General features: G+C 43.4%; 25 protein-coding genes. 1 reads left to right on the top strand and 24 read right to left on the bottom strand.

Annotated features, from left to right (window positions below):
* Nucleotides 1-8 precede the first annotated feature (8 nt).
* From ACKGJP_RS02840 to ACKGJP_RS02790, 11 genes are all read right to left on the bottom strand, one after another.
* Nucleotides 9-1118 carry a glycosyltransferase family 4 protein gene (locus tag ACKGJP_RS02840; RefSeq protein ID WP_409344185.1) on the bottom strand — a complete coding sequence of 370 codons (1110 nt, stop codon included), beginning with the start codon at nucleotides 1116-1118 and terminating at the stop codon, nucleotides 9-11.
* 14 nt (nucleotides 1119-1132) lie between these two features.
* A complete protein-coding gene (locus ACKGJP_RS02835) occupies nucleotides 1133-2107 on the bottom strand; it encodes a glycosyltransferase family 2 protein (protein ID WP_409344184.1) in 975 nt (324 codons plus the stop codon).
* Between the two features lie 51 nt (nucleotides 2108-2158).
* Nucleotides 2159-3343 (bottom strand): hypothetical protein, encoded by a 1185-nt coding sequence (locus ACKGJP_RS02830; protein ID WP_409344183.1) that lies wholly within the window; start codon nucleotides 3341-3343, stop codon nucleotides 2159-2161.
* A 141-nt stretch (nucleotides 3344-3484) separates the two neighbouring features.
* The gene (locus ACKGJP_RS02825) at nucleotides 3485-4549 is read right to left on the bottom strand and encodes a glycosyltransferase (protein WP_409344182.1); all 1065 of its coding nucleotides are present in this window, start codon (nucleotides 4547-4549) and stop codon (nucleotides 3485-3487) included.
* Between the two features lie 514 nt (nucleotides 4550-5063).
* Nucleotides 5064-6323: an O-antigen translocase gene (locus tag ACKGJP_RS02820; RefSeq protein ID WP_409344181.1), complete on the bottom strand. Its 1260-nt coding sequence runs from the start codon at nucleotides 6321-6323 to the stop codon at nucleotides 5064-5066.
* A gap of 123 nt (nucleotides 6324-6446) precedes the next feature.
* Nucleotides 6447-7094, bottom strand: coding sequence for a sugar transferase (locus tag ACKGJP_RS02815; RefSeq protein ID WP_409344180.1), 648 nt, complete (start codon nucleotides 7092-7094; stop codon nucleotides 6447-6449).
* Entirely contained in the window at nucleotides 7094-7993 is a 900-nt protein-coding gene (galU, locus tag ACKGJP_RS02810) for a UTP--glucose-1-phosphate uridylyltransferase GalU (RefSeq protein WP_409344179.1), read from the bottom strand. Before galU ends, ACKGJP_RS02815 begins: the two co-directional genes overlap by 1 nt.
* 111 nt (nucleotides 7994-8104) lie before the next feature.
* Entirely contained in the window at nucleotides 8105-8806 is a 702-nt protein-coding gene (locus ACKGJP_RS02805) for a CpsD/CapB family tyrosine-protein kinase (protein WP_409344178.1), read from the bottom strand.
* The gene (locus tag ACKGJP_RS02800) at nucleotides 8790-9548 is read right to left on the bottom strand and encodes a YveK family protein (RefSeq protein WP_409344177.1); all 759 of its coding nucleotides are present in this window, start codon (nucleotides 9546-9548) and stop codon (nucleotides 8790-8792) included. Before ACKGJP_RS02800 ends, ACKGJP_RS02805 begins: the two co-directional genes overlap by 17 nt.
* Before the next feature lie 144 nt (nucleotides 9549-9692).
* Complete coding sequence (locus tag ACKGJP_RS02795; protein WP_409344176.1) at nucleotides 9693-11891, bottom strand: S-layer homology domain-containing protein; 2199 nt, start codon at nucleotides 11889-11891, stop codon at nucleotides 9693-9695.
* A gap of 143 nt (nucleotides 11892-12034) precedes the next feature.
* Nucleotides 12035-12802: a tyrosine-protein phosphatase gene (locus tag ACKGJP_RS02790; protein ID WP_409344175.1), complete on the bottom strand. Its 768-nt coding sequence runs from the start codon at nucleotides 12800-12802 to the stop codon at nucleotides 12035-12037.
* Nucleotides 12803-13095: 293 nt separating this feature from the next.
* On the opposite strand from ACKGJP_RS02790, the gene ACKGJP_RS02785 reads away from it, so the two are divergent.
* The gene (locus tag ACKGJP_RS02785) at nucleotides 13096-14037 is read left to right on the top strand and encodes an NAD-dependent epimerase/dehydratase family protein (protein ID WP_409344174.1); all 942 of its coding nucleotides are present in this window, start codon (nucleotides 13096-13098) and stop codon (nucleotides 14035-14037) included.
* A gap of 444 nt (nucleotides 14038-14481) precedes the next feature.
* Here ACKGJP_RS02785 and ACKGJP_RS02780 read toward each other — a convergent pair whose 3' ends face one another.
* The 13 genes from ACKGJP_RS02780 to tatC all read right to left on the bottom strand — a co-directional run bounded on the left by ACKGJP_RS02780 (nucleotide 14482) and on the right by tatC (nucleotide 25545).
* A complete protein-coding gene (locus ACKGJP_RS02780) occupies nucleotides 14482-14667 on the bottom strand; it encodes a hypothetical protein (RefSeq protein WP_409344173.1) in 186 nt (61 codons plus the stop codon).
* Nucleotides 14668-14801: 134 nt separating this feature from the next.
* The gene (locus tag ACKGJP_RS02775; RefSeq protein WP_409344172.1) at nucleotides 14802-15044 is read right to left on the bottom strand and encodes a hypothetical protein; all 243 of its coding nucleotides are present in this window, start codon (nucleotides 15042-15044) and stop codon (nucleotides 14802-14804) included.
* Nucleotides 15045-15140: 96 nt separating this feature from the next.
* Nucleotides 15141-15377, bottom strand: coding sequence for a hypothetical protein (locus tag ACKGJP_RS02770; protein WP_409344171.1), 237 nt, complete (start codon nucleotides 15375-15377; stop codon nucleotides 15141-15143).
* A 150-nt stretch (nucleotides 15378-15527) separates the two neighbouring features.
* Nucleotides 15528-15812 (bottom strand): hypothetical protein, encoded by a 285-nt coding sequence (locus ACKGJP_RS02765; RefSeq protein ID WP_409344170.1) that lies wholly within the window; start codon nucleotides 15810-15812, stop codon nucleotides 15528-15530.
* Nucleotides 15813-16036: 224 nt separating this feature from the next.
* Nucleotides 16037-16291 (bottom strand): hypothetical protein, encoded by a 255-nt coding sequence (locus tag ACKGJP_RS02760; protein WP_409344169.1) that lies wholly within the window; start codon nucleotides 16289-16291, stop codon nucleotides 16037-16039.
* 125 nt (nucleotides 16292-16416) lie between these two features.
* The gene (locus ACKGJP_RS02755) at nucleotides 16417-16563 is read right to left on the bottom strand and encodes a hypothetical protein (RefSeq protein ID WP_409344168.1); all 147 of its coding nucleotides are present in this window, start codon (nucleotides 16561-16563) and stop codon (nucleotides 16417-16419) included.
* Nucleotides 16564-16680: 117 nt separating this feature from the next.
* Nucleotides 16681-17307, bottom strand: a complete 627-nt coding sequence (locus ACKGJP_RS02750; protein WP_409344167.1) for a hypothetical protein — start codon at nucleotides 17305-17307, stop codon at nucleotides 16681-16683.
* Between the two features lie 40 nt (nucleotides 17308-17347).
* Entirely contained in the window at nucleotides 17348-19210 is a 1863-nt protein-coding gene (locus ACKGJP_RS02745) for a glycosyltransferase family 2 protein (protein WP_409347056.1), read from the bottom strand.
* A 26-nt stretch (nucleotides 19211-19236) separates the two neighbouring features.
* A complete protein-coding gene (locus tag ACKGJP_RS02740) occupies nucleotides 19237-20550 on the bottom strand; it encodes a nucleotide sugar dehydrogenase (protein ID WP_409344166.1) in 1314 nt (437 codons plus the stop codon).
* Nucleotides 20551-20577: 27 nt separating this feature from the next.
* Complete coding sequence (locus ACKGJP_RS02735) at nucleotides 20578-22032, bottom strand: polysaccharide deacetylase family protein (protein WP_409344165.1); 1455 nt, start codon at nucleotides 22030-22032, stop codon at nucleotides 20578-20580.
* A 420-nt stretch (nucleotides 22033-22452) separates the two neighbouring features.
* Complete coding sequence (gene groL, locus ACKGJP_RS02730; protein ID WP_409344164.1) at nucleotides 22453-24081, bottom strand: chaperonin GroEL; 1629 nt, start codon at nucleotides 24079-24081, stop codon at nucleotides 22453-22455.
* 129 nt (nucleotides 24082-24210) lie between these two features.
* Entirely contained in the window at nucleotides 24211-24492 is a 282-nt protein-coding gene (groES, locus tag ACKGJP_RS02725) for a co-chaperone GroES (protein ID WP_113035234.1), read from the bottom strand.
* 297 nt (nucleotides 24493-24789) lie between these two features.
* Complete coding sequence (gene tatC / locus ACKGJP_RS02720) at nucleotides 24790-25545, bottom strand: twin-arginine translocase subunit TatC (protein ID WP_409344163.1); 756 nt, start codon at nucleotides 25543-25545, stop codon at nucleotides 24790-24792.
* Nucleotides 25546-25586: the final 41 nt, after the last annotated feature.

Here is a 25586-nt window from a genome sequence, read left to right as displayed (position 1 = left end):
CAAGTCTTTTATAAATCGGAATATAATTGTAATAGTCGCTTTTCCATTACATTCCACGAATATCTTTCTAGATATGCCCTCTTTGAATTAATAGCCATACTCTTCCGTTCTTCCTTGTTATTATCCAAGTAGATAAGAGCTTTTTCTACATCTATAGAATCGAAATAGTTTATTACTAATCCGATTTCCTCATTTTCAACAATTTTATCGACTCCTGTTCCTTTAGCTACAATAATTGGCTTACCTAGCATCATAGCTTCATACATTTTATTTGGAGCAGAATACTTATGATTAGGGATACTAGGATTATATATACAGAATAAAACATCAGCTTTCGCAGATAACTCTAGACTTCTTATATAATCCACCTTTCCATAAAAATAAATATTCGAAGCATTGTCAATTTCCTTAATTATCGCCTTCTCTTCTATACCAAATCCAGCCAAATGAAGTACAAAGTTTTGATTTTTTTTTACAATTCGAACCATTTCTTTTAAAAAACGATCTTCCGAAAGTATACCTACATAAGTAATGATAAGAGAACTTTTTTCCTCTACTCTATGAGAAAACACATCAATATTAAAAGGTGTGTTATGAATAAACTCTATTTTTTTATATTTGCTTCCTGCTATTTGTTCTTTACGATACTCTATTGGTAAAATAATCGCATCCGCATTCTTAATTGCCCAGAAATCTAACCATTTAATTATCCTAATTAGTTTTGTTGGAACTAAAAAGGATTCAACATAAAAATCATATATATCATAAATCACTTTCTTTCCAAATAAAAATTTAACAATGATTGAAGGTAGGACAGTATCGAAATTTGCCGCATGAATTATATCATACATTTTTTTATTTCGAATTAAAAAAAACAATACGATAAACTGCCATTTGATTAGAGGTATAAGATTCTTTACTCCACTCCCGAATTGGCTTTTTATACCTTTTCTATAAACAACAATATTGTCAATCGAACCTCTGACGTTTTTATTTGTACTTCTATCCCATCCCAAGGCAAAAACATCAAAACCATTATTCTTTAAAGTGATTATTTGTTTTTCAGCTCTAGGATCAGGGTCTATTGGATTTGCTGCAACAAACACTACTCTTTTCAATATACATCATCCTTTTATCGAGATAATTTCCTTTTTATAAGGCACTTAATTAGGAATCTAAACTGCATTTTAATATTCAAGCCTAACATATTTACTTTTTTAATTGAATATAATTCTTTAAATGCCCACCAACCGTGGTATGTCCCTCGGTTGCAAATGTCTAACCACAAAAAACGAATTATTTCCTTTATATCATTATCAAGATTACATAACAATTTCAAATCTTCTATTTTACCTTTAGCTTCACGTATTTCCTGTCTTTCCAGTGAGAGTTTTATATATGGTTGTCTTTCAAAGGGAATCCCTCTTCTAAGAAGAGCTTCCGTAGAAATACGAGCTGCCATATTTAATTGATCGAGTACAAACTTTCTACTAATTCCCTCTGGGGATAATCTATATTGTAGTAGAATCTCATTTAGATTCTCAATTTTATATTTTTCACTGATTCTTTGAAAGTATTCGTAGTCCTCAGCATGCACATAGTTTTTATCAAAATAATATTGATTTTCTTTTATAACAGCAGTTCTAAGCACTGCTGTAGGATGAGTTATACAGTCATCCACTACAAGATAATTTTTTATTTTATTATAATTCGAAACTATATAAGGGCTAAATGATTTATGCCCGATTATTTCAATTCCTGTCCCACAAACCGATATGTCATTATTGTTATCCATGAAATTAACTTGTATCTCCAACCTTCTAGGAAGACTTATATCATCGCAGTCCATTCTTGCAATGTAATCTCCCTCAGATAAATCCAATCCTTTATTTAATGTCGCAATTAACCCAATATTATTTGAATTATGAATTAATTGTATTCTCGAATCTTTATATTCTTCTATTATCTCAACGCTTTTATCAGTTGAACCATCATTAATAATTAAAAACTTAAAGTCCGTAAATGTTTGATTTAGTATACTTTCTATCGATTCTCTTAGGTACCTTTCACCGTTATATACAGGCATTAATACTGTTACTTTTGGCATTGGATCCCTCATCCTTTATAATATTCCATATCATATCACATCATAATAATATCAATATATTATCTGCCCTTCTTTTTTATGGGATATACTATAGAGTCCTCCGAAAAAAACTAAGAAGTATGATATATTTATGATATCCGGCCTTTGATACAAAGACAACACGAATACTAATGCAAATAATTTTGCATCACTATTTTTGGTTCTAAAAGCATGTAAAAACATATATATAATTAAAAAAATAAAGTAAATCCATCCATGCATTATTACTTCCTGCTTCCACGTATAGGACAAGTCGCCAGAAAAGTTCTCTTCATAGCTGCTCCTACCTATCCCAAAAAACATCTCTTTAATCGTCATTTTATCCATAAATTGGTAATATTTATAATCAAAGGATTCCGTAGTTCGATTATCGTGTTCTGAAAAAGGCATTTTCTCAATAAAATTATATTTTAATGCGACTCCTAGATCTGTGTTTTGTGGAACAATATAAATAAGCGTTGCTAAAAAAACGCTTAGTATAAGAAATGATTTTCTTTTCTTAATTCCAAAGTAAAATAAAATCAAAATAAGGAAAGTTGTAGAAATTGAACAAAGGCCTGCAATAAGATGGATCTTATTGATATGTTTTCTTAAATTAACATTATCAGCGATTAGTATTAACGCACTAAATGTTCCAACTACCCCTGGTTCGTAAAACATCCCATGTAATCTTAATAAAAAACCGTAGTCAGTAATCCAAAAAATTGAACCTAGTAATTCAAAATACATTCTTCCGTTTGGGTGAACTATGGTCGACATGTTTAAATTTATTCCTAATAACACTATAAAAAATGCCAGTATTCCGGGTATATAAGAAATGGCTAGTATTACTGAAAAGCAGCGATATAATTTAATCCAATCAGTTTTTTTGATAAAACATAAAATTGGAAGAAAAAAAACTAAGAAAGTCCCCTTGTAACTTAAAATATCATTTGTTAACGCATAGGGAATCACTAAAAGCAAAGTTGTTACATAGAACCAAATCATGTTATTATCTATTTTTCTTTTATTTTTTAAAAGATACATTAAAATAGCCACTAAAAATAAGGCCGCTGCTCCAAAGATAAATAATCGTTCATTTTTCCAGATATAGAATGGCTTTAAAGAGATGAAAGCATATATACAAACAAGAAAAATATAAAGTGATTTTAGAAAGTTTATCCTCGTACCTTGGGGCTCGTTAAGAATATGATACACTTATAGTCACCTTTCCCTAATAATTTCGACTAACTTTTTCATACTTATACTATTCTACACGCCCAAGTTTTCTATTTGCCCATATAACTCATGCTCGAAGATTTTTTTATTACAAACGGTTAAAGAGCTAATAATTTAGCATTAGCCCTTTAACTCCCAACTTTCTTCATATTCCTTAGCTATTTTAATATGGGAATGCTTTAATTCGACATATTTCCTTGAATGCTCGCCCAATTCTGTAATTCTATATCTATTTTCGATAAGCAACTCTAGTTGTTTAACAATCTGCTGTGTGCTTGGTTCAATATTTATTATAGGACAAGAAGACTCACCGAACTCTTCTAGAGATTCTTTCTCGCTTCCGCTCATTACTATTTTCCCTTGAGCCATTGAATAGACCGCATTCATTCCATATGAATAACTTCTACATTGATCCATAATAACGTTAGTATCTTTAATAATATCCAAATATTGTTGTAAAGGAAGAATTCCTGCGTGTAAAATATCCACGTCATTTGGATACTTGCTTTTAATAATTCCCATTGCTTCTTTTATATATGGAGTTCCTTTGAATAAGGGTCTTAATTCACCATGATATATTTTAAGCTTTCCGTTACTTATTCTGTTCTCTGTATACTTTATAGATGATAAGTTAATAGGCATTGCAATAGTATTCTTTAGTTTATTTTTATATACGCTGCTTCTATAACTCTCAGCATACTCGTACATAATTGGAATAATGCCCTTGATATTTTTCATGAATTTATTATGTAAATAAATATCAAAAATACTGCTATATGGAAGTTCTATATTATTTTCCAATTCATAATCAAATGGTGAGTATTTAGAAAATCCCCTATTCTGTGTAAAGCGGGTAAATTCAACATCATCACCTGCTGCTAGACAAAAAGATGGTCCATTATTCTCATAAATATGCTTATACATTAACACCCCCAGCTTGTGGGATATATAAGGATTAATAAATTGAACAAGGTCATAACCAGCGAAACTATTCAAAATTCTTTTCAAATGTACAAATTTGGATATCTTAAACTTGCCCACTAGAGATATATCAATATCTCCTTTAAACTTCTTTTTGCCATCCCCTCCCGAGGCAATAGTGACATCATAACCAATTTCTTGTAGCCCTTCCTTCAAATTAGTATGTACTCCGCTATATTCCCCTAGAAGCAGTATTTTTTTCATCTGTCTATTCTCCTTATAAACCTAGATAATACTCTCTAGTAATCTATCAGTTCAAAATGTCTAGCAGAGAGAGTGCGGTATAGTAATACAAAAAGAGGCACTTATACCAAAGGATAAATATCCGTTTGTCTTTTAAGCTGAAGAATGTGAAAGATTGCAGGATCTTATCTCCAAAGGAAGGGCTCTGACACGATTGCTCCTAGATGCGGATAAAAGCCATCGAACTACAGTATATCGACAGCACCTCCAACGACATGGTTGATCATTTTTTTAATACTCGCGGCTCTCTATCAGACCTTTGATCCAGAAACGGCCTACTTCTTCTAGCAGTCTGTCACCAAAATTGTGATCAGTGTCACGACTCGAGATTATTATGGTAACCGTAATCCGTCGACTGCGGAATTGTCGAGCGATTTGCCTTTACGAATGTAAACTCGTAACTAGAGCCAAAAAGGTGCAGAGTAGCATTTATGCATTTCACCACCGATGAAGCTCGCGTTAAGATAAAACGTCTTTACTTTTTAATGTTTTTTATAAAAACCCCTTTAAAAAGATACAACACAGTAAGCAAGTAGATAAAATAGTGTGCTGCATAAGCCATTGTTACTCCTATTACTCCAAACTTTTCAAGGGCGTATATTGATAACAAATAGTATATACAGGAAAATATTATTTCAGTAAAAATATACAGCTTTGTCATTGACTTTGCGATCATCAAATATGCCAATACCCAACTGCACATTTTAAAACAGTCTCCTATTAACTGATATAGAAAAAGTGGACTCATCCCTTGAAACTCAGAGGTAAATAGTATGTTTATAATAAAACCTCTTAAAACATACATTAATAATGAACTTAATAAAACGAAAGGAATTATTATTTTATAACTTATAATAATTTCATTTCGCAATTCTTGCTCACCTTTTATTTCAGATAGTCTCGGTAAATAGTAAGTCGCAAGAGCAGTTGTTATAACCATTAAGTAAAGATCCGAAATCTTTACTGTTGCCTGCCAAAATCCAGCGGCTTCAAGGGAATCACTTTCAATAATAGCATTTCTAATCAGTATTTGTACCACGGGGATTGCTATGAGAGAAGTTACTGTCATCAATGAATAGCGAGCTAACTTGCTATATACATCTCTAGGTATATTTTTAACAAACGTAAAATCAACGAGCACTCTATATCTTCTAAAAAAAACTATAGTTGTAAAAAATACAATCGATTGAACTAAAACAAATGCTAGTAATGCTCCAAACATCTGAAATTTGATCGTTAAAACAGAAGCCAGCAATAAAGACACAAGACTACCTGAAATACTTGCTGCAATATATATTTTAATTTCCTTAAGTCCATTTAATAATGCTAATAATAAAAGATTCAAGCTACTGAATATAATGCTAATGCTCACAATGATAAAAATAATATGGTACTCAGTAGAATGGAGAACATTAACGGATAGCCAATCCTTCATAATAAGAGTAAATAAACTAACTATAATTGAGCAAATTATTGTAACTGTTATTGATGCCTGAATAAATTGATTACGTTTTTTCAGGTCGTCATTATATTGTGCAGTAAATTTTGTTATACCTGCTGAAATAGCCCCAGTACCTACTGACGTAATCATTGATAGGACATTCTGAAACTGACCAATTATAGCAATCCCTGAAGGTCCTATATATATTGATATAATTTTATTAACAACAATTCCTGATAGAATTTTTATAATTGTTGAACCAGCTGAAAGTATACTTGTTTTTAATAATTTCATATTCACTTTTCCTTCTTATTTCGAGACCACAATCAAATAATTTTTTTAATAATAAAATTTTATAAAACTGAAAAAAGTCTCAATATACTTCTTTAATACCTTGTATGTACATAGTTTTCATCCTTATCGTGCACCATTACCAGTTATAACAACAACTATAGTCTTACAAAATATTTTAAACTCAAGAAAAAAAGACCGTCTCTCTATATATTGTATATCGTATTGTAACTTTTCCTCCGGAGATAATTCATATCCACCGTTAATCTGAGCCCATCCTGTAAGTCCAGGCTTCACATTTAGACGATTGTTAAATCCCGGTATTTCATTATTGAACTTCATCGTAAATATTGGTCGTTCAGGCCTAGGGCCAATTAAGCTCATATCGTTTTTCAATACATTAATTAACTGTGGCAATTCATCTATTCTAGTTTTTCTAATAAACGCACCCATTTTTGTAATTCTTGAGTCATTTGTAGACGCCCACTGAGGACCATTACTTTCTGCATCAATGTACATTGACCGAAGTTTAATTATTTTAAATACCCCCCCCCCTTTTCCTACTCTCTCTTGGAAATAAAGTGCAGGTCCAGGAGACTCAATTCTAATTACAAGCATAACCAGCAACAAAAAAGGAAATGAAATAAATAATATAACTAGCGACAGGATCACATCTATCATTCTTTTGACAATTGAAAAAAAGATTCTTCTATCATCCAACGAATTTAATTTATCATATTTTTGGGATGAACCACCCAGTATTCTTTGACTCATCACTTGTCCTCCACATTTCCGTTAACTTTCTCTCGATTAATCATAGACTCTAATTCCACCAATAATTGCTTTCTAATCTCTTTATTTTTTAACGCAAAATCTACTGTTGTCAGAATATAGCCAAGCTTCTCTCCTACATCATACCGTTCCCCCATAAAATGGTAAGCATATACAGACTGTAGCTCATTTAATTTTTGTATCGCATCTGTGAGTTGAATTTCTCCACCTGCCCCTTCCCCTTGTGTCTCTAAAATGTTAAAAATTTCTGGTGTAAGTATATATCTACCCATTATCGCTAGATCGGATGGCGCTTGACCAAGTGGCGGCTTTTCAACAAAATTACTTACCTGATAAAGTCTATCATGTTGATGGAATGGAGTAATTATTCCATATCTATACGTTTCTTCATACGGCACAGGTTGCACACCGATAACCGATTGTTGAACTATTTCAAATTGATCCATTAATTGTCGTAGACAAGGAGTTTTTGCTTGAACAATATCATCTCCTAGAAGCACAGCAAAAGGCTCATTACCAATAAATTTTCTCGCACACCAAACAGCATGCCCAAGACCTTTTGGTTCCTTTTGACGAATGTAGTGAATATCTACAAGCTTAGATGAATACTGGACTTCTTTAAGTAGTTCAAGCTTATTTTTTTCCAAAAGATTATATTCAAGTTCAAAATGACTATCAAAATGATCCTCTATTGCCCGCTTTCCTTTACCGGTAACAATAATGATATCTTCAATACCCGATTCCACAGCCTCTTCAACAATATATTGAATAGTTGGCTTATCCACAATGGGAAGCATTTCTTTGGGCATCGCTTTGGTTGCGGGCAAAAAGCGAGTTCCCAATCCGGCCGCGGGTATGATCGCTTTTCTTATCTTAGTCATAAGTATCCTCCTATGTAACTCCTAAAGTTCCTAGCTTTACCGCTTTTCAAGCAAAGCAGCACAGCTAGGAACTTTATCACTCCTAGCACAATCTTACTTTTCTTGCTTTCCTTACTTTTCTTCCTTTTGTTCGTTTCCGTAATAGTAGTAGTAATAATTCTCTCCACTTTTCCGATCTACATTGTTGAGGACGACCCCAATTAGTTTGGCATTTACATGTTCTAAATTGCTTTTCACCTTTATCGCCGCTTCGCGCTTCACTCTGCCATAGTCAACCACAAGAAGAACCCCGTCACACTTTGTTGCAACGATTTGCGCATCCGTTACAGCAAGAGCCGGTGGTGTGTCGATAATGATCATATCGAATGTCTCTTTTAGTTCCTCCAGCATGGCTGTCATTTTCTTTGAAGAAAGCATTTCAGAAGGGTTTGGTGGAATGGGGCCGGCTGTCATAAGAAACAAATTATTAACCTGTGTTTCCAATATAACTTCATCCGCGGTTGCTTGCCCTGCAATTACGTTAGAAAGACCACGACGATTTGTTTTAAGAAAGGTATGGTGCATCGTTGGCTTGCGCATATCTGCATCGATAACCAAGACCTTCTTATCGGCTTGGGCGTAAGCAACCGCCAAGTTCGTCGTCGTCGTTGATTTCCCTTCGCCAGGGCCGGCTGAAGTAAGCATCATGACTCTCATACTGGCGTCTATTGAAGAAAAGTCTATATTCGTCCGAAGCGTTCGATACGCCTCCGAAATTGGCGATTTGGGATTGGAGTGAGTAATAATCGGTCGGCTATTATTTGAGTGGGACATGCTGCTGTTCACCTACCTGTCGGATAGCTTTTGATGGTTCAATTGCCATATCCTCTTCTTTTATTCTGGTAATCATAGAGAGTGTTGGTAATCCTAAATACTTCTCAACGTCGGCTTCTGTTTTGATGGTATCATCTAGGTACTCAAGCAAGAAAACAATCCCTACGGCAATCATCAACGAAACAACGAAACTGATCGCAATATTTAGTTTTTTGTTCGGTTTCACTGGGGCGGATTGATCGGTACGATTAGACTCATTCAGAATGGAGACGTTATCTACGCCTTTATAAATCGACGGAACTTCTTCTTTAAAGACCCTAGATACAGCGTTCACAATGTCTGAGGCTTTCTCAAAGGATTCGTCTTGTACAACCAGTGTCATCACTTGTGTATTGTTGACGGAGTTTACCTTCACCCTCTGAATAAGCTCGTCACGGGTAAGATTGAATTCCGGATGTTCCTTGACAACCTTGTCCATAATTCGAGTTGTCTTGATAATTTCTTTATATGTCGCAATCAACTGGATATTCAAATTTAGAGAGTTAATATCGAGTTGGCCTGTTGTTGTGCCCACTTGTTCGCTTTGTTTATTTACAATCAACTTAGTAGATGCTTCATATACCGGATCCATGAAAAAGAAACTGACAATACCTGTGGTGAAACTAGCAACTAGGACAATAGATACAATTAACCAAATTCTCTTCCTAATAATCTTAATATAATCCTTCAAATCCAGTTCCATTATTACCCTCCCAGGAGCGTCCAAGCCAAATATGTTGTATCTACATGGTAATACATACAATAATTATATGACACAAGTATTATATGGAAAATCCCCCTCCCATCTAAATGAGAGGAGGATCTTCTTATGATGCCCTTATATCAATTACTTGTTAAGCAAACGGTAGATTACAACTGCCGCTTGAGCTCTTGTAGAGTCGTTATTCGGGTTGAACTTGCTGCCTTCTTCACCTACGACAATCCCTTGCTTAGCGGCAAGAGCTACACCACTTTTCAGGGAAGCATTGATAGCCGAAGCATCAGCAAAGGATTTCAACGCTGCATCCACATCAGCAACTTCTCTGTATGCTTTAGCAATGGTCAATGCACGAGCTGCGATTGTTGCCATCTCTGCACGCGTAATTGTAGCATTCGGCTCGAATTTATCGTCCGTACGGCCGTTTACGATGCCGTATTTCACTGCTGTAGCTACAGCAACTTTGTACCAATCTTGGCTTTGAACGTCAGCAAAGCTCTCAGTTGCACTTGCATCTTCCAAGCCAAGCGCTTTGATGATCATTTTGGTGAATTCAGCACGTGTTACTTTTTCATTTGGAACGAATTGTTTTTCAGCGCGGCCCTCTACGATACCCTTAGCTGCAACAACATCGATTTGACGACCTGCCCAGTCTTTAACGGAAGCCGTATCGTTAAAGCTTACTTTGTTTTCTACTACTGTGTATGTCGAGAAAGAGCCGCGAAGACCGTTGATTGTTCCATCAGCCTTATTAAACATACCACCGAAGTATTGCAGCTTGCCGTCAACGATTTTCGCAATCGTCAACAATTCGCTATCAACGTTAGTAGCCGTTACCGGAATGCGCAGTTCAACCGGAGTGCTGAAGTTGGATACGGCTTGTCCACCCGATGTAAATTCAAAGCTGAATACGTCGGAAGCAAAGCTACCGTATGTAGCTACGCCAACAGTTGATTTGTCCACTTTGCCGATTGTCAAAGTAGTGTCTGCACTGAACAGATCGGAAGCAATCGCTACTTCTACGCCATTCACTTTCACAGCGATGGAATCGATGCCATTCGTTTTAGCAGCAACCAACAAATCTTTCAGAAGCGGTATTTCAATTGTCTTAGCAGCTACTGTTCCAAAATCCAATTTTAGTTCAAAAACAGCGACAGGAGCGTTAGGATCCAATGCTTTCAGTTGATCATTTATTTTCTTCACTTGAGCTACAATTTCAGCAATTTTCTTCGATACTGCAGCAAAGTCAATTTCCGGTTTCGCTTTATCTCCAGTAATTTTGACAGAGGAAGAAAGGTCAAGAACTGCAATTTTGTCGATTGCCGCTTGTGCTTTCTCAAGCGCTTGTTGCAGCAATTCTTCTCTCTTATCGCCTGTTGCGTTCTTCAGTTGATCTTTGATTGCATCAAGCGCTTTGATAGCCTCGTCAAGCGTAGCGTTAGAAGAAGGAGTTGTTGTAGTACCGCCGCCAGTAGAAGGCGTTCCGCCTCCAGGACCGCCTGTACCTGGATCTACTGGTTTCTCCGCTATCAGCACTTTCGAGTATGCGCTCGCGAATGCAAGTGCTGCTGGTTTCAGCTTGTTGAATCTATTATTAAAATTGGTCGTAACTTGCTCGAGCGCAGTAGCCGTTACGCCGGATGCATATAACGCTTTAACTAATGGATTGGTACCTTTCAGACTTTCCAACTTCGCCTTAATGGCAGCTTTAATTGCGCCCTCTTTAACCAGAAAATTAGAGAGGCTATAATCGCCGTTTAACGCAGCTTTACCCGATTGTTCTATTTCATCAACCAGTGCGTAAACATCATTGAAGCTAACTCCATCCAAACCGTTTGTGATGCCACCCAATCTCAGTAAATCATTGATAGCAGGTTTCAAGATGGTGTTATTTTTCAAACCTTCCCAGAAAGCTAGCTGGCTAGTAAAATCTCCGTTATAGAAGGATGCTTGTTGAAGCAATGCCTTCAGGACTGCATCTTGCTTAAGATTTGGAAAATCAGCGCTATTGCCGATTTTTGCTTTAATTTGATTCCATACCGGATCGATTAAGTCCAAGTCCGCTTGAGCAATGGTCCCAGATATTGCAGCTTGGATTTGATCTCTGGCTGCACGAACTGCCTCTTTCTCAGCCGGAGTCATATTATCATGAATTTTTGCTGCGCGTGCAGCTAGCTGAGTAGCACCTGCCGGCAAAGTTGCGGCAGACGCAGTTTGAAGGCCCAGTTTATCAAAAATCCCCTTGCTGCTTAGCGGCAAAGCCGAAATCGAGCTGACTACAAGCCCTGCCGTTAGAGTAGTTGCTAAAACCTTCTTTGTTAGTTTCATTGTTTCCTCTCACCTCTACAAAATATTTTATATGTAAAAAATAAATACACAAAAAAAAATAGAATCTGATGTCGAATATTGCAGACTCTCGAGTCATATTTTAGCACTTTCAATAGGAATTGGTCAAGTTTGGATTTTACATATTATCGTTTCCAGAAAAGGAACCACTTCCTATTGACTTCCTTAACAGACCACTTGCTAATGATTTCTCCTGTAATAAGAGAATTCGCGTTTTCCTTATAATACTCGGAATACTGGAAACCGAGGGCCTTTTCTATTGTTTCATAAGCCCTCGACAACCCAAACCCACGATTACTCATATTATGAGCATCCGATGCCACGAAATGAATCAGGTTGCTTTTGCACATCTGCATCGAAATCTCTTGGATCTTCTTGCCGAATAGTCCGGTTATGGAATGCGAAGTAACTTGGCCTAAAGCCCCCAGCTCTACCAGCTCCCGCAGACGGTCCGGTTTATTAAGGAGCTCTTGATTGCGCTCGGGATGGGCGATGATCGGCGTTATTCCCAGAATCCGAAGCTCATGGATCAGATCGGCAATTCCTTTGGGCACTTCAGCCGTCGGGAATTCTATCAATATATAGGAAGAACGATCCAGCGAGAGGAGCGCTTGATCATGCCAATCGTCTACTAGCTTGCTGTATACGCGAATCTCTTGCCCAGCCAGCACTTGTAAGTCGATCCCATTGGTTTGCAGCGCATCATTCAAACTAGCAACAGCTGCTGTCACATTGCCGGCTGCATTCGTATACCTGCCATTCGCATGATGCGGCGTGGCAATGACGGTTCGAATCCCATCCGCGTAAGCAGCCCGGGCCATCTCGAGCGACTCTTCCAACGTTTGAGCACCATCGTCGATGCCAGGTAAAATATGAGAGTGGATATCAATCATAAATTGTAGCAACCTTTCTTTTTCTACACTTTTCTATTTTATATCACCACATAACACGATTCAACAAAGAGTGACATGAATATATCACATTTCTGTGTATTTCTGTGATTCAAACTCATTTATCTGCATATGATTAAGGTATCCTTTTCAATACCACGAATTCCTGCATACTGGCAAACAAAATGTGAACCACTTTACCTTTTACAATATCTTTTGTTTGGCTCGATTTCCAACTTATTGTATAATAGAAATCGTTATAATAAATCACCAGTAATTTAAGGGGATATGGGTTCATGAGAGTTATGGTTACCGGTGGCGCCGGATTTATTGCTTCACACCTGGTGGATTCACTAATAGAATTAGGTCATGAAGTTGCTGTAGTGGACAATATGTCTACCGGAAAAAATGATTTTCTGAATAAAACGGCTAAATTTTACAATTTTGATATCACATCCAGCACACTGAATTATGCATTTAAAGATTTTAATCCGGAAATTGTTTATCATCATGCCGCCCAAATAGATGTTCAGCATTCTTTAAAGGATCCTGTATTTGACGCGAAGGTTAATATTCTCGGCACAATTGCTCTATTGGAGCAATGCAAGGCTCATGAAGTTAGAAAGGTCGTTTACGCCTCATCAGCTGCTGTCTATGGTCATCCCGATTACTTACCCGTTGATGAACAACATCCATTACGTCCTATTTCGTATTACGGTATTTCCAAGCATACCCCCGAACATTACATACAAACTTATGCAAATTTGTATGATTTGGACTTTACCATTCTGCGTTATGCTAACGCTTATGGAATTCGCCAGGATCCGAAAGGGGAAGGCGGTGTCATTTCTATTTTTTTGGATAAGCTGCTTCGCGGTGAAACTCCCGTTATTTATGGTGATGGAGAACAGACCCGTGACTTCGTTTATGTTAAAGACATTGTATCCGCTAATATTGCTGCCCTGACACGAGGAAGCCGTGCTCTTTACAATATTAGCTACAATCTCCAAACTTCCGTAAACGAGCTAGTGCACGCAATGAGCGAAGTAATGAATATACGGGTCGTCCCTCATTATATGCCACAACGATCCGGCGATATTGTCCATAGCCGCCTAAATAACAGCGCCGCTATTCGAGAGCTAGGATGGGAACCGACATTTTCTCTACGTGACGGACTAGCGGAAACCTGCGCTTACTATCAGCAGCGCCACACCGAAGTTGAATTGGATGCCGTATAGGCAGAGCAGATAGAAAGAGCACTTCTTGAGCTTCAATGGGCTCTGAAGTGCCTTTTTGCGTTTGCCTTGCCTGGACGATTTCCCATCTGCCGAAAATAGACCTTCGCTACTGCTGCAACTGTTTATTCACATACATGCTTTCATCGGCGGTTGTAACCAGTTCCTCCATATTGCAGCCATCCTGGAGATACAAAGAGCAGCCGATCGAAAGACCCAAGCAGCAGCGGCGCCGCAACCGGCGAACAAGAGGTACGAAACAGAATAGTTCCCAAGAACGACAGCACCGCATACCGAGTAGACAACCGAGACAAGCAGCATCGTAATACGGCCTATGTATGTCATCGACTTTCACTCCTTTGCCGCATCATTTCCTCACACCCCGGTCATCGCCCTAGGCCCGTCACCGTTCCATCCCCGAGCTCGCCGAGTTTCCACAACGCGATTTTATAGTAGCCCGCTCGCCGCGCGGTTTCGATCCATACGTTCAACGTGACATGATCCGGCGTACCAGACGGTGTGCTTCACGTTGTTTTCGTCGCGGTACTCGAAGCGCATGCTGCCGCTTCCGGCATCGCGCTCCGGAGAGCCGATACTCTTTCGCGATAGCTCCGCTGCCCGCTTCTCTGTCAAAGCGGCAACCTTTCCCGCTTCGGCCCAGTCGAATCCTCCAGCCGACAAAGGCGATCGCGTTGTCCTCCCGGCAGCCGGTTCATCCGGCCCGCCAGCTCGTGATGTACGCGTGATCCGCTTTCGGCCCCGGCCCGCTATGGACTGCCGTAGAGGTTGTACGCCATCATCACATACACAGGCCCTTCCGGCAGCGTCAGCCGTTCGATCGGCGCCCGGGGCTCCAGCACGATTCTTAATGTTTTCCCCATCGCCTGAAGCCGCCGATACAACTCCTCGTAGAAAATGCCTACCTTGCTCCAGTCGCTATCCCGGATTTTCTCGTAGTCGATTTCCACGCCGCCCAAAATCATACCTGGCGACCACCGCAATAATATCATCGATATGCCTGCGGCGGCTCTCGTCCGTTGCCATCAGTCTCGTAATCAATGCGGGGTCCTTCTGCGTCGAAGAACCGTCTCCATGCCAGCGGTCGTTCACGACCCGTCAGCTCTACGCCGGGCGAGACCTTTTGGCTTGACAGTCTCGGCGATTCGGGGTAGCGCTTCATGCATATCCTCCGTAAAATAAAGACCATCTGCCTGATCGAAATAGGCCGCAAAAGCCTGCACGCTTGCGAGTCCGTCTGCCATCCCACGCCAATCCTCTAGACCGGTACGCCACTGCCAATCCGCAATCCATGCGGACAGCTCCAGCTTCCTTTCGGCCTGCACCGGCTTCTGCGTTCCGCCGGATCCGTAAATGATTCAGCACGTACGTGGCAGCAATACCAAGGATGAACGTCACAGCAGCTATGCAAACTACCCGTTTGCCGGTCAGGTTTTCTTTTGTACATTTCGCTGCGTTCCCCTTTGCTCTCCGATTTAGAAGGTATCGATCGCCCAGTCGACGGAAGCGTTAACCGCTTTTCTAATCTGGCCTACCCCCCCTTGCCAGCCTGTTAACCTTTTGCTGAACAGCATCTCTTGACGGCCGCTCTCTTCTTCCAGCGATACGACCGCAACGTCCGTCGAACACGCCGTCATAAATATCGTCTTTTTTTGTTCTGCTTGCTGGATGCGGACTCTAGCGCGACCCCCGCCCGCTCCGACGCTGCCGTCGATTTGCCGTTTGTCCAGAAGCACTCGCTTATCTACCGCGACGCTCAAACGCGTCACCTTGTACAACGACTTCGATGTTTCTAGTCTGGTCGAATGTTGACGGGATACTCCTCTTCAGCGGAGGCGCCAGCAGACGCCTGTTCCAGCGTATAGACCGATGCCTTATCGAAGGCGAGATCTTTCGAACTCCAGCGAATGGGATCCAATTTTTGAGTAAATAGCTGCTCGGGCCCGCTTGTCCCGTTTTTTTCTGCTCGACATGCAACTCGTTATTATCCAGGCGTAATACGAAGGAAAGATTCCTTCTGTCGATCATAACGGACGTATACGGTCTGCTTGCCTACTACATTCCCTGCGGCCTTGGCCGTAAGCCGGATATCCCGGTACTCGTCGCTGCCGTTCAAGTACAACATGCCAGCTTCGTCAGGCGGCGAAGTCAATGCGATCCGGTTGTCGGTAAATTGCGCCGCACCGCTTAGCAAGCTCCATTTGTCTGCGCGCTTTTTGTCGCCATATACAAATTGCATGCTCTGGCCGGTATCCTTCTGGATTTTCATCAATAGATGGTTGGTATACCAGTAAGGAGCCGGCTTGAACGCGGGTCAGATCGTATACGTTCTCCTTGCTGCCGTTGAAGGCTGTCCCTTCCCGGTTAAAATGCAGCTTGAATATCTCCCCGGATATTGGCGGTGTTCGCTTCCGAAACGAGCCGATTCATTCCATCATGAAGGGCGTTGGCGTGCATGATCATGTAGACGTTCGGCACAAATCCGAGCGTATCGCCGTAAATTTCCTTCATCGCCTTGTAATCCCCGCCGATACGAGGCTTCCATTGCCGTCCTGTCTTCCACCGGGATCATGTTGCCGTCTCGAATAAAATCCATCAGATAGTGGTTGTAATACTCCACATTGTTCTTTATTCGGCAGCTGATTTTCGTCTCCTCTCGCCGATAAACCGGCCTTCCTTTGTCGAAAATATTGATATAAGAAAGGCGATTACCCCGTTGCTTCCCAGCTCCCAATAGCCGTTTTTGACCATTTTCAACATATCTTTGGGCTGAAGGAATTTACGGTCGCTGTTGCCCATTTTGTTGGCGTAGGAGAGGAAAGTCGCTTTGAAATTGTATTTCTCAAGAAGCGGCTGAGCAAACAAGCCGGAATCGTTGCGCCCGTCCTCAAGGACAGAAAGAGGGCTTTGTCCGGAAGCTTCTTGCCCGTCCCGGTAAAAATCCAAAATATCCTGCTGCGATATCGTTCGTATAGCCCTGATCATGCAGCACTTGGAGATGTTTCGTATCAACTGGCTCTTGGCAACCAATTTAGGTGTGCCCGACCGTCCCGACGCCGAAATAAGAAAGCGCGATGAACCCTTTCTCGTTCGTCCATGCCGTTTTATCCGCTCGTCGTATTTGCGGATATCGAATATCGCATGAAACAGAAGCACGCCCACGGCGATCAAAAGGATCGCTTGCACGACGGTTTTGATGATTTTCATTTGATTTTTCTTGCGGACATAAAGGGCGGAACGCCGACTTTTTGTCATTTCTGCGATCCTCACTCCGTGAATCTTCCGATGATTGCTATTAGAAAGGCAATCCGATTCTTTTTTTGTTTTTGAGCTTCCTGGCTTCCTTCCGCTTCTTCGCTTCGATATCCTGCGGGGTTTCTCTCGTGCCCCATGTCGACTTCCAGAAGGTGACCCAAGCGACAGGCATCTGCCATAAAAGCACAAGCTCGTAGAAAATACAGAAGACAAGCCCGAAAACCCATAGTTTACTTTTGCGAAACAATAAGTGGGCAAGACTCATCAGCAGCGCCATCAGCAGCAGACCCATCAAAAAGGTGCCGGGGAAGATGCCGTGCACGAGCGGAACGTAACCCAGATTGTACAGTACGACAACAGGCGCAGCGATAGGCACGATCAACCCGATATAGAAGAACAGCGCCATAAAGGGCTCCTTGCGCCATATAAACAGACCGGCCCGCAGCGATTCCCGCAGCCAGGAGCGTTTCCAGCGCATTTGCTGTTTCAAGAAGACTTTCATCTTCGAAGGAACGATCGTCGAGCAAATAGCCGAATCCTGGTAACCCGTGCGATGCGTTCGCAATATAAAATTCGTCATGCTTCTATCGTCGCCGAAGGTGGCCGGCTGCCCGAGAAACTTCTGATTCAGCCAAGCTTCGGCATGCTTCACAACGAGCTCTTTTCGGTAGCAGGATAAGGGTCCGGATAAACAGGTTACGCTGTCGAACCATGATTCGGCGGCCTTCATGATGCGAAAAGCAATGTAATACCGCACGGTCTGCAGCTTGGTGACGGAATTCGTATATTTGTTCTCCACATCCGTACGCCCGGCGACGCCGCCCATTCGCGGATCCTGAAACGGTTGAACCAAATGCTTGATCGCAGTAGGCTCCAGGAAGCTGTCCGAATCCACGAACACGACCAAATCATGTTTGGCCATCTCCACACCCTTCACCAATGCAACCCGTTTGCCTCCGTTCTCCGGCAGGACGAACATCTTGAGCCTTTCCTTGGTCGAATACCGTTCCGCCTCACGATGGATCAAATCGATGACCTGCTGAATACGCTCAACGGATTTGTCCGTCGAACGATCGTCGACCACGATAACTTCCAGCTTATCGATCGGATAATCTTGATTCATACAGCTTAATATCGTGCGATGAATCCATTCTTCTTCGTTGAAACAAGGGATAATGATCGTGACGCCAGGCGTATAATCGGGATTGACCGGCACATCCCTGTATAGCGCTCCGAATAAATAGCGAGTCAGCAGAAACGCAGCCGCCGTGAGGCTGTACAAATACAACAAGTAGTTGTATTTGAAATAAATGATACTTTCCACACGCAGTAACATGATAAAAGCAATGGCAATAAACAGCAAACCGCTGGCGGTGTAGATGGAATACCCCCATCGTTTTCGCTGAAAGTAATCGGTAAGCGGCTTGGCAAATTGGAAGGCCACCATCAGCTTTTCTTGATCATCCTGCAAGCGCGTAAAGAGTCTGACCGCCTCGGCATCGATCTTCACGGACGACTCGAATCCTTCGGGCATCGTACCCTGGGGGATATCGAAACGGATATTCAGCTTATCTCCAACCTTGAAGCTGTCTTCCTTTCCGTCAAGCTCAACCAATAAACCCGTCGAAGAAATATCCACGGCGCGCCCTTTTATGCCGGCTTTCTTCTTTTGTCCCTTGGCTATGAGCAAAACGTCAAAATCGGCCACATACCTTAAGCTGAGCATCCGCAATTTGTTCAAGTAGTCCGAATCTGCACCGGTGCCGCCGGCATCGGCGGCTTTCATTCCTCTGCGATCGGTCGTTACGCGGATATTTTCCGGATCCGGTACATGGGATAGCGTTCGCCTGTCCGCTCTCGGGACCGCCAGTACTTCTACATCCTTCTTTTTCTTTCTAATAATCACCACTGCGGTCTCCAATCCTATTATTACAAACGCCAGTAGGCAAACCCGTTGGTTTCATAGTCCGCTTTGGAATAAATGCCTTTCACGTCGATCATGACCTTCGTTTGGCTGCCGCTGTACAGCTTGTCAAAATCCATGACGTTCATCTCCGCAAACAATCGATGCGGGACGGCTACGATCGCAACGTCCAATTCCTTCATAGAAGACATGGCAGACAGCTCGATGCCGTATTCCTCATAAGCGAGCCTCCCATCCACTAAAGGATCGGCTACAAGCGGCATGATCCCGTAATCCTTGAGCTCATGAATGATGTCCATCACCTTCGAGTTGCGGATATCCGGGCAATTTTCCTTATAAGCCAAGCCGAATACGCCTACTCTCGCATTCTTGATATCAAGCCTCAGCCGAACCAGCAGTTTGATGATTTGCTGAGCGATATAGACACCCATGCCGTCATTGATGTGTCGTGCCGCTAGAATAATTTTGGAGCGATATCCGGCGTCCTCCGCTTTGTACGTCAAATAGTAAGGATCGATGCCGATGCAGTGTCCGCCCACCAGACCGGGGCTAAAATGCAAAAAATTCCACTTGGTGCCCGCCGCCTTCAGCACCGACTGCGTATCGATTTCCATCCGGTTAAACAGCATCGACAGCTCGTTCATAAAGGCGATATTCAGGTCACGCTGGGCGTTCTCGATGACCTTGGCCGCCTCGGCCACCTTCACGCTCTCGGCTCTGTATACGCCGGCTTCAACGACGAGCTCGTACATCCTAGCTACGACATCTAGTGCATCCCGGTCAATCGCGGAAACGATCTTGACGATGTTCTCCAACCGGTGGACGCTGTCCCCCGGATTGATCCGCTCCGGCGAATAGCCGACCTTAAAATCCTCTCCGCAGCGCAGGCCGGACTCCGCCTCCAGAATGGGTATACAGATCTCTTCGGTAACCCCCGGATAAACCGTAGATTCGTAGACGACGATTGCGCCTTTGGTCAGCTTCCTACCCACAATTCGGCTGGCGCTTCGCACATACTGCAAATCAGGCACATTGCCGTTCTGAACCGGCGTCGGAACCGCAACGATATAAAAGCGAACGCCCTCCAGCCTCTCGGCGTCCGAGGTAAAATCCACCGAACAGTTCGCAATAGCGGCATCCCCGGTGTCCCCTGTTGCATCGATCCCTTTCCGGTACCCTTCAACCTTACGGGTGTCCACATCAAAGCCTATGACGTCTACTTTTCTCGAAAATGCCACAGCTATGGGCAAGCCCACATAACCAAGGCCGACTACAGCGATCTTCTCTCGCCGGCCGACGATCTCTTCATATAACCCCATTGCATCCAGCTCCGTATCTCGATATTTCTAATTGCCGATTAAATCAGCCATCTTCACGAAGGTGAAGCCCTTGCGCTTTAGGCTTTCAATGGCAGTCGGCAGTGCCTCAATCGTATGAATATCATCCAGCATATGAAGCAAAATGACGCTTCCGTTCTGCGTCCGATCCAAGATTCCTTTGACGATATCGTCAGCGCTGTTATTGGAGTCCCAATCGAGCGTCGTTACGTCATACATGGCGATCTGCGGATAACCGACCGCCGCTATCGCCTTGCCTGTCTGATCGTCTACGACTCCCGTCGGCGGCCGGAACAGCATCACGGGCTTTTGCTGTATCGCCTCCGTGATGACCTGATGAGCCCTTACGAGATCCTCCTGCAGCTGCTCAGGCGTCAAGGTCGTTACGACAGGATGACTGTAGGAATGATTGGCCACATCATGCCCGCCTTCGACCATCGCTCTGGCCAGATTCGGGTTGCTCTCGACGCCTTTCGCCCGCAGGAAGAACGTCGCCTTCACATCGTGCTCGGATAAAATATTCAATATTTTGGTAACCGTCTTGTCGCTGCCCCAATCGTCAAAGGTGAGAGCGATCTGCTGCTTGTTCGTCTCGGCCTTATAAATAAGCTTGTACGCTGCGTTTTCGTAATCCAGGTTTACTTTAGCCGCATCATAGCCGGAAATCTGTTCAAAAGGCTTTCTTTCGCCGCCGTTCTTCATCAGCTCGTTTAGCGGGATAAGCTTGTAGCCGATTTCGGCGGCGGCCTTCGCGATGAGACCGATGGCCGGGATAACCTCCGGGTTCACATCCGTATTTAATGTGATGATGCCGCCTCTCGAAATGTACTTTGCCACGTACTCTCCGATAGTCTTGGCGTCTTTCATATCGCGGTCCTTCGGATTGATATTGTAGCTGACGACCGCATCCATGCTGAGCTGAGCGGCAGCCAAACGGACATCGTCCGTATAATCGCCTGACTTGGTTCGAATATAGCGGGGATAGACGCCCGTCTCTCTCTCGATAATTTCATTGCTCAGCCGAATTTCCTTATAAACCTGCTCATAACCAAGCTTGCTCATATCCAGCTGATTCAACGTGTTGTTCTCGATCTCATGGCCTCTTGCCAAAATATCTCTGGCGATATCCGGCTCTTCCGCCACCCGCATCCCCGGCAGGAAGAACGTAGCCTTAACCTGATAGACGTCCAGCTCATCCAGCAACCGCTTCATCGTCTTTTGGTCGCCCATGCCGTTAAAGGTAAGGGATAGTTCTTTTCTGGCCGTATAGACATACGGTATCGCCTTGCTTTTCTCCCCGCTGTAGCGGATGATCTTCTGAGCTGTCTCGCTCCCGTCCTTCCCGTTCTCGGCGGGTTCTGCTCTGCCTCCAAACAGGCTGCAGCCAGCCAAGAATACAAGTATTAACAGCATCGTGACGATTCTCCCGAGCGGGTTGTGCGACTTACCTTTCCATACCTTCATCTCCGTACTCCCTTTGATAACTTGTGTATCAATATGGTGACTCAAAATAAAAACACTCCAAATGGCACTCGACAATTTATGCGTTTTTGTTCTTCATACGACATATTGTACTTTTTTCCACTGAACTTTTTCTGAACAATAGCCGCAAATTCCTTGAAAATAACTGAATCGCTAACACAAATTGGGACTATATGACCAAATTTAGCAAAATACACTCTCAAAAATCTCACAAACTGCCTGTTATCATTCATTTTTTTGTGTTTGAGTCCTTTCGTTCTGTAAAAAGGTTAAACAATTATAGGGAGAAGAACAAAAAGAGACCTTGCATAAGTTCGAGGAACTCATGCAAGGTCTCTTATCATTGCTATAACGGCGTTTCCGAAACCGGAAGCCTTAATGCATAAGGGCTTGTCGCCCTTCTTACATCATGCCGCCCATTCCGCCCATGCCGCCCATGTCAGGCATAGCCGGTTTGTCTTTTTCCGGTTTGTCGGCGATAACCGCTTCGGTAGTGAGGAACATAGCTGCAACGGATGCAGCGTTTTGCAGTGCGGAACGGGTTACTTTCGCAGGGTCTACGATACCTGCTTCGATCATGTTAACCCAGTCGCCGGTAGCTGCGTTGTAGCCTACGCCGGTAGCTTCTTTTTTCAGACGCTCAACGATAACGGAGCCTTCTTGGCCTGCGTTAGCGGCGATTGTGCGAACCGGCTCTTCCAGAGCGCGAAGCACGATGTTAACGCCTGTTTTTTCGTCGCCGTCGGCTTTCACACCGGCAACTGCTGCGAATACGTTCACAAGCGCCGTACCGCCGCCTGCTACGATACCTTCTTCAACTGCAGCGCGAGTCGCGTTCAAAGCGTCCTCGATGCGCAATTTGCGCTCTTTCAGCTCGGTTTCGGTAGCTGCGCCTACTTTGATAACGGCTACGCCGCCAGCAAGCTTGGCAAGACGCTCTTGCAGCTTTTCTTTATCGAAATCGGAAGTCGTTTCTTCCAGTTGCGAACGGATTTGCGAAATGCGAGCGCCGATGTCTTTCTTGTCGCCTGCACCGTCAACGATGATCGTGTTTTCTTTCGTGATGCGGACTTGACGCGCGCTACCCAGTTGGTCGACGCGAGTGGATTTCAGCTCAAGGCCGAGCTCCTCGGTGATCACTTGGCCGCCAGTCAAAGCAGCGATATCCTGCAGCATCGCTTTGCGGCGGTCGCCAAAGCCAGGAGCTTTAACAGCCACGCAAGTGAACGTGCCGCGCAGTTTGTTCACGATCAGCGTAGCTTGAGCTTCGCCTTCCACGTCTTCTGCGATGATCAGCAATTGCTTGCCGGATTGTACCACTTTCTCGAGCACCGGAAGAATTTCTTGGATGTTGCTGATTTTCTTGTCGGTGATGAGGATGTATGGAGTATCGAGAACTGCTTCCATTTTGTCCGTATCGGTAATCATGTACGGGGAAATGTAGCCGCGATCGAATTGCATGCCTTCTACCACTTCAAGCTCGGTAGCGAAGCCTTTGGATTCTTCTACGGTAATGACGCCGTCTTTGCCGACTTTCTCCATCGCTTCCGCGATCAGTTGGCCGACTTCGTCGTCAGCGGAGGAAATAGCAGCAACTTGTGCGATGGATTGCTTGCCTTCGATCGGCTTCGCAATGCTTCTCAGCTCTTCAACAGCCGCTCTAACCGCTTTGTCGATCCCTTTGCGGATAACCATCGGGTTAGCGCCAGCCGTTACGTTTTTGAGGCCTTCGCGAATCATCGCTTGTGCCAGAACGGTAGCCGTCGTCGTTCCGTCGCCGGCAACGTCGTTTGTTTTGGTAGCTACTTCTTTAACCAGTTGCGCACCCATGTTCTCGAATGCGTCTTCCAGCTCGATTTCTTTAGCGATCGTCACGCCGTCATTGGTGATGAGCGGGCTGCCGAATTTTTTCTCCAGAACGACGTTGCGGCCTTTCGGTCCGAGCGTCACTTTTACTGCGTTTGCCAGTGCGTCAACACCACGAAGCATTGCGCGACGTGCGTCTTCGCTGAACTTGATATCTTTTGCCATGAGACAAATACCTCCCGAATAATTAATTTATGGACAAGCTACAGGTATGGGCATATAGGAGTTTCGAAGCCGCTTTGCTTAAGCAAAGTAAAGCCTACGCTTTCGAAGTCGTTTCGCTGACGCGAACTATTATCCCAACACCGCCAAAATATCGCTTTCGCGCATGATAAGCAGCTCTCTGCCTTCGAATTTCACTTCGGTGCCGGCATATTTGGAGAACAGAACGCGGTCGCCAACTTGAACTTCCAGCGGAATACGTTCGCCATCCTTCAGCGTGCCGTTGCCGACAGCCACGATTTTGCCTTCTTGAGGCTTTTCCTTCGCTGTATCCGGCAGAACGATGCCGCTTGCGGTGGTCTCCTCTTTTGCTACTGCTTCAAGTACTACGCGATCGCCTAACGGTCTGATCATGGGTAAATAGCCTCCTTTAAATATGTTGGGTTTAGTAGAAAGTTATGTTAGATGCGTTAGCACTCACGATCGGTCAGTGCTAACAACAATTCTTATGATAATCAACTTGGGTTTATTTTGCAAGTGGTTTGGATGGAAATTCGGAAAAAAATCAGCCCTCATCATTTTAGCCATCGTCAATGATTCTATTCCATGATTTCTGCGATATAGCGACGAAATACGACATTTCTTTCTTCGCGGAACCGTCCCGTTTACGCTATTTTTCGACAAAAGAAAAACACACCCGAAGGTGTGCCGTTATTTGGCGCCGAATTCCGCTTCCCAAGCGAGATCTTTCTCGCGCTGCTTCCTGTATACCACGGAGGAGAGAAGCACGCTGATTTCGTACAGAACGATAAGCGGGATGGCGACCAGTATGTCCGAAATAAAGTCAGGCGGGGTGACTAACGTCGCAACGACGACAAGCACCACGTATGCGTACCGGCGCAGCTTGCGCAGACGCATCGGGTTCAAGATCCGAAGCCGGGTCAAGAACATGACGACGATCGGAAGCTCGAACAAGAGCGAAACCGGCAGTAAAATATTGAACATAAACGTAAAATATTGCGTGATTCCGTATGTTTCCGTTAGCTGCAAATTCTTGTTCACGCCCGATGTGAAGTAAAATGCCATAGGGAACACCACAAAGTATGAAAAGGCGAGCCCCACTAAAAACAGCAGCACGGTGAACGGAATGTACCGAAGCGTGGCGCTCTGCTCTTCCCGGCGCAAGCCCGGCTTCACGAACGACCATAGATGAAACAACGCGAACGGTATCGTAACGACGAGCGCAATTAAGAAGGCGAACTGCATATAAATCCGAATCCCGTCCCAGAGCGAAAAGGCATGCCAGGACATGTCGGAGGCCGGCTTGATGCTTTTGAGATATTCGAGCAAATAATCGGCGGCAAAAAAGCCCCCGATCATCGCGAGCACGAGAACGACGAGCACCCAAAGCATACGTTTGCGGAGCTCGGTCAAATGCTCGACCAGGGACATTTGATCGTCTTGCATGTATTCACCAACCTATCCACGAGGATAAACGGCTTCGTCCG

It is taken from the genome of Paenibacillus litoralis (assembly GCF_046244365.1).
GTDB lineage: Bacteria > Bacillota > Bacilli > Paenibacillales > NBRC-103111 > Paenibacillus_V.
The sequence above is the reverse complement of the archived record's forward strand: the minus strand, read 5'-3'. Positions and strand labels throughout refer to the sequence as shown.

What these genes read in the sequence shown, in the direction of transcription:
- ACKGJP_RS02835 (WP_409344184.1), bottom strand. Translation starts at nt 2,107, where the DNA reads ATGCCAAAAGTAACAGTATTAATGCCTGTATATAACGGTGAAAGGTAC.
- ACKGJP_RS02825 (WP_409344182.1), bottom strand. Translation starts at nt 4,549, where the DNA reads ATGAAAAAAATACTGCTTCTAGGGGAATATAGCGGAGTACATACTAAT.
- ACKGJP_RS02820 (WP_409344181.1), bottom strand. Translation starts at nt 6,323, where the DNA reads ATGAAATTATTAAAAACAAGTATACTTTCAGCTGGTTCAACAATTATA.
- ACKGJP_RS02815 (WP_409344180.1), bottom strand. Translation starts at nt 7,094, where the DNA reads ATGAGTCAAAGAATACTGGGTGGTTCATCCCAAAAATATGATAAATTA.
- galU (WP_409344179.1), bottom strand. Translation starts at nt 7,993, where the DNA reads ATGACTAAGATAAGAAAAGCGATCATACCCGCGGCCGGATTGGGAACT.
- ACKGJP_RS02805 (WP_409344178.1), bottom strand. Translation starts at nt 8,806, where the DNA reads ATGTCCCACTCAAATAATAGCCGACCGATTATTACTCACTCCAATCCC.
- ACKGJP_RS02800 (WP_409344177.1), bottom strand. Translation starts at nt 9,548, where the DNA reads ATGGAACTGGATTTGAAGGATTATATTAAGATTATTAGGAAGAGAATT.
- ACKGJP_RS02795 (WP_409344176.1), bottom strand. Translation starts at nt 11,891, where the DNA reads ATGAAACTAACAAAGAAGGTTTTAGCAACTACTCTAACGGCAGGGCTT.
- ACKGJP_RS02790 (WP_409344175.1), bottom strand. Translation starts at nt 12,802, where the DNA reads ATGATTGATATCCACTCTCATATTTTACCTGGCATCGACGATGGTGCT.
- ACKGJP_RS02785 (WP_409344174.1), top strand. Translation starts at nt 13,096, where the DNA reads ATGAGAGTTATGGTTACCGGTGGCGCCGGATTTATTGCTTCACACCTG.
- ACKGJP_RS02775 (WP_409344172.1), bottom strand. Translation starts at nt 15,044, where the DNA reads ATGATATTATTGCGGTGGTCGCCAGGTATGATTTTGGGCGGCGTGGAA.
- ACKGJP_RS02760 (WP_409344169.1), bottom strand. Translation starts at nt 16,291, where the DNA reads ATGCAATTTGTATATGGCGACAAAAAGCGCGCAGACAAATGGAGCTTG.
- ACKGJP_RS02755 (WP_409344168.1), bottom strand. Translation starts at nt 16,563, where the DNA reads ATGAAGGAAATTTACGGCGATACGCTCGGATTTGTGCCGAACGTCTAC.
- ACKGJP_RS02750 (WP_409344167.1), bottom strand. Translation starts at nt 17,307, where the DNA reads ATGACAAAAAGTCGGCGTTCCGCCCTTTATGTCCGCAAGAAAAATCAA.
- ACKGJP_RS02740 (WP_409344166.1), bottom strand. Translation starts at nt 20,550, where the DNA reads ATGGGGTTATATGAAGAGATCGTCGGCCGGCGAGAGAAGATCGCTGTA.
- ACKGJP_RS02735 (WP_409344165.1), bottom strand. Translation starts at nt 22,032, where the DNA reads ATGAAGGTATGGAAAGGTAAGTCGCACAACCCGCTCGGGAGAATCGTC.
- groL (WP_409344164.1), bottom strand. Translation starts at nt 24,081, where the DNA reads ATGGCAAAAGATATCAAGTTCAGCGAAGACGCACGTCGCGCAATGCTT.
- groES (WP_113035234.1), bottom strand. Translation starts at nt 24,492, where the DNA reads ATGATCAGACCGTTAGGCGATCGCGTAGTACTTGAAGCAGTAGCAAAA.
- tatC (WP_409344163.1), bottom strand. Translation starts at nt 25,545, where the DNA reads ATGCAAGACGATCAAATGTCCCTGGTCGAGCATTTGACCGAGCTCCGC.